The 6,802-nt window shown below is 43.0% G+C and carries 9 protein-coding genes; 6 read left to right on the forward strand and 3 right to left on the reverse strand.

Annotation, left to right across the window (positions count from 1 at the left end; translation table 11 throughout):
* The 5 genes from QZY09_RS05835 to QZY09_RS05850 form a co-directional block, all read left to right on the forward strand.
* On the forward strand, positions 1–195 hold a 195-nt coding region (locus QZY09_RS05835), incomplete at its 5' end, for a hypothetical protein (RefSeq protein ID WP_295669456.1).
* Positions 144–278: a hypothetical protein gene (locus QZY09_RS24695; protein WP_367119172.1), complete on the forward strand. Its 135-nt coding sequence runs from the start codon at positions 144–146 to the stop codon at positions 276–278. The genes QZY09_RS05835 and QZY09_RS24695, both read left to right, overlap by 52 nt.
* The gene (locus QZY09_RS05840) at positions 271–1,668 is read left to right on the forward strand and encodes a radical SAM protein (protein ID WP_295669457.1); all 1,398 of its coding nucleotides are present in this window, start codon (positions 271–273) and stop codon (positions 1,666–1,668) included. The genes QZY09_RS24695 and QZY09_RS05840 overlap by 8 nt, the downstream gene beginning before the upstream one ends.
* Entirely contained in the window at positions 1,668–1,973 is a 306-nt protein-coding gene (locus tag QZY09_RS05845; protein ID WP_295669458.1) for a hypothetical protein, read from the forward strand. The genes QZY09_RS05840 and QZY09_RS05845 overlap by 1 nt, the downstream gene beginning before the upstream one ends.
* A gap of 15 nt (positions 1,974–1,988) precedes the next feature.
* Positions 1,989–2,255 (forward strand): hypothetical protein, encoded by a 267-nt coding sequence (locus QZY09_RS05850; RefSeq protein ID WP_295669459.1) that lies wholly within the window; start codon positions 1,989–1,991, stop codon positions 2,253–2,255.
* Here the strand turns inward: QZY09_RS05850 and QZY09_RS05855 are convergent.
* The 3 genes from QZY09_RS05855 to QZY09_RS05865 all read right to left on the reverse strand — a co-directional run bounded on the left by QZY09_RS05855 (position 2,252) and on the right by QZY09_RS05865 (position 5,435).
* Positions 2,252–3,178 (reverse strand): exopolyphosphatase, encoded by a 927-nt coding sequence (locus tag QZY09_RS05855; protein WP_295669461.1) that lies wholly within the window; start codon positions 3,176–3,178, stop codon positions 2,252–2,254. The genes QZY09_RS05850 and QZY09_RS05855 overlap by 4 nt on opposite strands.
* A gap of 94 nt (positions 3,179–3,272) precedes the next feature.
* Entirely contained in the window at positions 3,273–4,523 is a 1,251-nt protein-coding gene (locus tag QZY09_RS05860) for an ABC transporter permease (RefSeq protein ID WP_295669463.1), read from the reverse strand.
* A gap of 3 nt (positions 4,524–4,526) precedes the next feature.
* Positions 4,527–5,435: an ABC transporter ATP-binding protein gene (locus tag QZY09_RS05865; RefSeq protein WP_295669465.1), complete on the reverse strand. Its 909-nt coding sequence runs from the start codon at positions 5,433–5,435 to the stop codon at positions 4,527–4,529.
* A 423-nt stretch (positions 5,436–5,858) separates the two neighbouring features.
* Here QZY09_RS05865 and QZY09_RS05870 point away from each other — a divergent pair.
* Positions 5,859–6,802 (forward strand): nucleoside hydrolase (locus tag QZY09_RS05870; protein WP_295669467.1); only part of this gene is annotated, 944 nt, incomplete at its 3' end.

Consider the following 6,802-nt stretch of genomic DNA (forward strand, 5'->3'; position numbering starts at 1 on the left):
AAAAGCAACTGGGTTAGATTGATGAATGAATCGGGTGGCGACACTTTCAAATGGGGTGGTATGACAGAGAAAAATGATGATGGTAGTGAACCGATGGATCAAAGTTTAAGATATTTCTATCAGGCTACCTCATTTTTCGCTTTCTGGTCGAATTTATCAAGCCCGATTACTTTTTTAGTTTCGGCCTTTCGGTAATTCAATTAGTTTGTGTTGCGGGTATTTTGTATTATTATAAAGTTTTTCTCTATCCTTCAAAACTGATCAAACCAGATGCCTGAACGCCCCTATATTTACTATGATTTTACGCTGAGTATTTGTTCGACTTGTTTAAGACGGGTCGACGCCAAAATTGTATTTGAGGACGATAAAGTGTTTATGCTGAAAACCTGCCGGCAGCATGGCTTTGAAAAGGTTTTGATAGCTACCGATATTGAGTATTATAAAAACTGCCGCAATTACGCCAAGCGCAGTGAAATGCCGTTAAAGTTCAACTCAAAAACACATTATGGCTGCCCTTATGATTGTGGTTTATGCCAGGATCATGAGCAGCATTCGTGCCTTACCGTTTTGGAGGTTACCGACCGCTGCAATTTAAGCTGCCCAACTTGTTATGCCATGTCGTCGCCCAGCTATGGCAGGCACCGCACCCTTGCCGAGATAGAGCAGATGCTGGATGTAATCGTTGAAAATGAGGGCCAGCCAGATGTGGTGCAGATCAGCGGGGGAGAACCTACCGTACACCCGCAATTCTTTGAGATCCTGGACATCGCCAAAACAAAACCTATCAGGCATTTGATGCTGAATACCAACGGTATCAGGATTGCCAAGGATGAAAATTTTGTAAAGCGCCTGGCAACCTATATGCCCGATTTTGAGATCTACCTGCAATTCGATTCTTTTAAAAAAGAAGCTTTGGAGCTAATGCGCGGTGAGGACCTGCGCGAGGTAAGGATAAAGGCGCTGGAAAATCTGAACAAGTATAATTTATCTACTACGCTGGTGGTGACGCTGCAAAAGGGGGTTAATACAGATGAGATAGGCATGATCATTGAATATGCCCTAAAACAGCCCTGTGTGCGCGGCGTAACTTTTCAGCCTACCCAACAGGCGGGGCGGCTGGAAAACTTTAACCCTGCGACTGACAGGTATACCCTGACAGAAGTAAGGTCGGCCATATTGCAACAAACCGATATTTTTAACGAACATGACCTGATCCCAGTACCCTGCAACCCGGATGCGCTGGTGATGGGCTATGCCTTAAAACTTGGCGGGCAGGTTTTTCCGTTAACACGCATGATTAACCCGGACGACCTGCTGGATAATTCAAAAAATACCATTGTTTATGAACAGGATGAACAGCTGAAAATGCATTTGCTGAATATGTTCAGTACGGGAAATTCAGTGGAGACGGCAAAGGAACATTTAAAATCCATCATGTGCTGCCTGCCGGAAATTGACGCGCCCAATTTGGGGTATGATAATCTTTTCAGGGTCATCATTATGCAGTTTATCGATGCGCAGAATTTTGATGTAAGGGCGATCAAAAAATCGTGCGTTCATATTGTGAATAATTATCTGCAGATCATCCCTTTTGAAACGATGAATATTTTTTACCGGGACGATAAAGTGGAATATTTAAAACAGTTGAGAAATGAAATACTTGTATAATGGCAGATCAAAACATATGGGATCCAAACCCTCAGCCTGAAGAAAAACAACCGGGTAACAATAAGCCTATGGGTAACATGGCTATTGTGGCCTATAACTTGCTCGCTTTGGCTTTCTATACAATTATATTTAAAATGCTGGCCAGCCAGGGCGGGTTTCTTTTTGATGCATTTGTTTTGCTGGGGCATTTTATAGTTTGTTTTGTGATGGCCATCAGCAGCAAAAGCTGGATGTGGGTTTTAAGCGGTGTTTTAGTGGTAGCCATCGGGTTTTCAACCTGTGTTATGGTTATAGGAATGGGTTAGTAAAAAAACAAGTTGATGGACGAGAAGAAAAAGAAGGATAACACCATGATGATTGTGCTGATAAACATAGTTGTTCTAATAGCTTATACCTTATATGTCAGAATTACCAGCCACAATGCAGACGATGTATTAGGCTTAGCGGTTATAATTTTATTCCATTTTCTTGCTTGTTTCTTATTGGGGTTGATTTGGAGAAAATTCAGGCGACCGCTTTTATTAAGTTCTCTTGCAGTTGTTCTCATCGGATTTTCAACATGCGCTATTGCGTTTAATATCCGTTAACCCATCATCTCCGCCAGCACCCCTTCTTTTAGGGAATGGGTGGTCATCATCACTGTGCTGATCTTTAATTTTTCAAGGATAAACCGGGCGAGTATAGAAGCCGTTACGATCATATCCTTCCGGACAGTGATGATGCCCGGGTTTTCTATTCTTTCCTGATGAGTGGAAAGGATGACCTGTTCCATCAATTTCAAAAGCTCATCCATATTAAATTCATAGGATTTGATTTTTTTCAGATCAAAGGCATGTCCTTTTGCCGTTTCTATTAAACCCGTATAACTCTCAAAAGAGCCTGATGAGCCAATAAGCGTATGAACAGGGAATGTTTTTATAGCTTCGAAAAGACTTTGCAATTGATCCTCCAGGTAAAGGTTTAACGCGTTAATAGATTCCGGCGGTATCGGGTCAGTCCGGTGAAATTTATCCATCAGCCGGGCTGCACCTATTTCAAAGCTTTGTTTCCAATAGACGTTGTTATCGTTACAAATAATAAATTCCACGCTGCCCCCGCCAATGTCAACAATAAGGCTGTTTTCGTCCGTCAGGCAGCCGCTTGCTTTAACCCCTTTGTAAATAAAAGCCGCTTCCTGGTCGCCGTTAATGATTTCGATAGCTATGCCAGTTTTTTCTTTTACCTGCCGGATAAAATCCTCGCCGTTTGCCGCACTGCGTAATGCCGAGGTAGCAATGGCCCTTACTTGCTGAACGTTGTTGTTTTTGATCAGTTCGCTAAACTGCTCCATGGTTTTTATGCCACGCTCAAATGCAGCGGGTACTATATAGCCTTTATTAATGCCGCCTTCGCCCAGTTTCACCGGTTCTTCCTCATGTACAATTTCATTAAACCCATGATTGCCCGCTTCAGCGATTAAAAGGTGGAAAGTATTTGTGCCGAGGTCCATCACGGCGTAGCGATCATTCATATTGCTAAAATAAACAATCCCCTAAATTGTTTAGCATTTAGGGAATTATAGTGCGTTTGTTTTTCTTTTCCCCCTTTAGGGGGCCAGGGGGCTACTACTCTTTATAAAAAAACCATTTTACCAGTTCTTTATAGCTTGCCTTTTTGCCGTACATTAAAATGCCGACACGATAGATCCGCGCGGCCACATAGGTGGTAAAAATAAAGGTTACCACCATTAACGACATGGATATGGCCAGTTGCCAGCCCGGCACGCCAAACGGTATCCTCACCATCATTGCTACCGGGGCTGTAAAAGGGATCATTGACAGCCATACCGCTAACGGGCTATCGGGCGCCCGGAACAATATTGATACCGATAAAATATAGGTAAATAACAAAGGAAGTGTAACAGGGAACATAAATTGCTGCGTTTCGGTCTCGCTGTCAACTGCCGAACCAACTGCTGCAAACAATGCACTATATAGAAGATATCCTGTAAGAAAATAAAACAGGAAATAAAATAGCAGGCTGCCAAAATGAATGGTTTGCAATGCGGCTAACGCCTGCATCATTCCACCTTGCGGCGATGATAACGCGTGCCCTACGATTTTGGTTGAAACTATCGACAATACTATCCAGGCTGCAAATTGAGTTAATCCAACCAAACCAACACCGATAATTTTGCCCAGCATAAGCTGAAACGGCTTTACGGATGATATCACTACTTCGATGATGCGACTGGTTTTTTCTTCAATAACACCCCGCATTACCTGGGCGCCGTATATAAACAAGCATAAATAAATTAACACCGCACAAGCAATACCAACGGCAATATCGGCGCCCTGGCTGGTTTTATTAGTGCCACTACTGGTTATTTCCATCGGGTTAAGCGAGATGTCGCTTTTGATGGAATGCAGCAAGGAGGTGTCGATATGGTTTTTAAGCATACCATTGTTTATCGCAATGGCATTCATTTCCTCTTCAATTTTCGAGGTGAGCGTAATACCCGGCTTCTTTTGCGAATATATTTTCACAGAATCCTTTTTAGTATAGTCGGTTGGTATTACCAATGCCGAAAGGTCCCCGTCTTTGTTAAGCGCCGGTTTCAAATCATCGATGGACTGCGTTGTCAATTCAAATGTCAGGTTTTTCTGGTTTTTAAATTTTCCGCTAAACTGCCCGCTCAGGTCTATCACCTTAACCACCAGTGGGTCGCTTAGGTTGTCGCTGTTCCTGGCTACCAGGGTGATTACGGCGCCCATAGCTAAAATCAGCAAGGGCACCACAAATATCATGATGATAAACGCCTTTTTTCGTACGCGGGTAAAATATTCCCTTTGAATGATTAATAATACTTTATCCATGGCTCAGGCGATTTTGTTTACGTTTTCAATAAATATTTCGTTCATACTCGGGACCAGCTCCTGCAACATATTGATGCGTGCCAGAGGGATAATATATTGCAACACATCGTTGGAGGAATTAGCGCCGGCAAGTTTAATTTTAAGCGTATGGGTTTCATCATCTGCTGCCATTTCTTCAACGAGATCAAATGGCTGCTTGCCGTCAAAAATTATTCTGTCGCCGCTGTATTCAACCAAGAAGGTGCCGTTACGGTAGGAGTTGCGGATAATTTTGACGGAGCCATCCAGGATCTTCTTTGATTTGTTAATGAGGGCTATGGAATCGCAAAGTTCTTCTACCGATTCCATCCGGTGAGTGGAGAATAGGATGGTTGCGCCATTGCGGTTAAGTTCCAGGATCTCATCTTTGATGATCTCGGCATTTACCGGGTCGAAACCGCTGAATGGTTCATCCAGGATGATCAAATCAGGCTCATGTAGTACGGTGGCCACAAACTGCGCTTTTTGCTGCATCCCCTTGGATAGCTCCTCGATCTTCATTTTCCACCAGGTTTCCATACCCAGCTTTTTAAACCATACTTTTAGTCTTTTGATGGCTTCATCGCGGCTGAGTCCTTTTAACCGCGCAAGGTAGATCATTTGCTCGCCGATCTCCATTTTTTTATAAAGCCCGCGTTCCTCTGGTAAATAACCCATGCGGTCGATATGGGATTGATTGAGCTTTTGACCGTTAAAATAAATTTCGCCTGAATCAGGCGCTGTAATTTGGGTAATGATGCGGATAAGGGAAGTTTTGCCGGCGCCGTTAGGCCCCAGCAGGCCAAAGATCTGCCCGCTTTTAACTTCTAAACTTACATCGCTTAATGCCGTATGCCCGGCGTATTGTTTCACAATATTGCGGATGCTTAACATAGGTTTATATCAGGTAATAATTATGATTTGGATAAAGTTAATGAGCTAAAGTTACAGATTTTGTTGGAAAAATTGATTGGTTGATTATGTTGAATAGGTTATATAGGACAGGCAAATCGCTTTTAACTTTTTATTTCGCATTCTCTATTTATCGGGTAAAAAATCGTCCACCCGGGGTTGTCTGCGATAATTGGGCGACCACGAGGGATCGCCCCTACGGATCATTTGTGATAACGCCAGGTTGATTTTAATGAAATTGTGATCTTTATAAAGGAAGGTGGACATGTGTAGGGGCGATCCCTTGTGGTCGCCCTGGGCCTACCCCCGCAGCCTGTGTCCTCACAGGCAGCTTTTTGAAAGGACCAGGCTTTTATTGTTGTAATTTGCTATTTTCAGTGTACCTTGTTGAATCAATTTAAAACCATGCTTAAAAGGATTTTTATTTTCTCTTTGATGTTTCTATTCGCCGGAAGCGTCTTTGCGCAGAAAGCAACTAAACCGGTTCATCTAATTTTGGACAGCGATATGGGGCCGGATTATGACGATGTTGGCGCCATCACCATTTTACATGCCCTGGCAGATAAAGGCGAAGCAAAAATACTGGCGACCATGGCGAGTACCAAGTATGATGGTGTTGCCGGGGTTTTAAATGTATTCAATACTTATTTTAAACGATCGGGTATCCCGGTCGGGGTGCCCAAAGGTTATGCTTTAACCCTGCGCGACGGGCAGCATTGGACAGATACCGTACTGGCGAAATATCCGCACAAAATAAAAACCAACGATGACGCCTGGGATGCCGTTAAACTTTACCGCAAAATATTGGCAGCGCAACCTGATCATAGTGTAACGGTAGTAACCATCGGTTTTTTAACCAACCTTTCGAATTTGCTGAATACAAAGCCGGATGTATATTCGAAATTATCCGGGAGTGAGCTGGTGAAAAATAAAGTAAAATTACTTGTTTGCATGGCAGGGAAATATCCCTCGGGTTATGAGTTCAATGTAATGCAGGATGCCAAAGCGTCGCAAAATGTTTATGCACATTGGGATACCCCAATCATCCTGAGCGGCTTTGAGATAGGGGAGAAAATAAAGGTTGGTTTACCGCTTATCCATAACACATCTATACAAAACGACCCTGTAAAAGATGTGTTCCGCATTTCCATCCCTTTGGCTAAAGAAGATTCCGTTGGCCGCATGAGCTGGGATGAAACAGCTGTTTTGGTAGCGATTAAAGGATATTCAAAGTGGTACACCTTACACAAAGGAAGAATAATTGTGACCGATGACGGCAAAAATACCTGGGATGATAAAGGTGTAGGGCAAGCTTATTTAGTGGAAAAAGTTGATTATCATGTAGTTCA

The organism is uncultured Mucilaginibacter sp. (assembly GCF_903913935.1).
GTDB lineage: Bacteria > Bacteroidota > Bacteroidia > Sphingobacteriales > Sphingobacteriaceae > Mucilaginibacter.

Bases quoted from the DNA above. Each gene is read 5' to 3' on its own strand.
- QZY09_RS05840 (WP_295669457.1), top strand. From the start codon at position 271: ATGCCTGAACGCCCCTATATTTACTATGATTTTACGCTGAGTATTTGT.
- QZY09_RS05845 (WP_295669458.1), top strand. From the start codon at position 1,668: ATGGCAGATCAAAACATATGGGATCCAAACCCTCAGCCTGAAGAAAAA.
- QZY09_RS05850 (WP_295669459.1), top strand. From the start codon at position 1,989: ATGGACGAGAAGAAAAAGAAGGATAACACCATGATGATTGTGCTGATA.
- QZY09_RS05855 (WP_295669461.1), bottom strand. From the start codon at position 3,178: ATGAATGATCGCTACGCCGTGATGGACCTCGGCACAAATACTTTCCAC.
- QZY09_RS05860 (WP_295669463.1), bottom strand. From the start codon at position 4,523: ATGGATAAAGTATTATTAATCATTCAAAGGGAATATTTTACCCGCGTA.
- QZY09_RS05865 (WP_295669465.1), bottom strand. From the start codon at position 5,435: ATGTTAAGCATCCGCAATATTGTGAAACAATACGCCGGGCATACGGCA.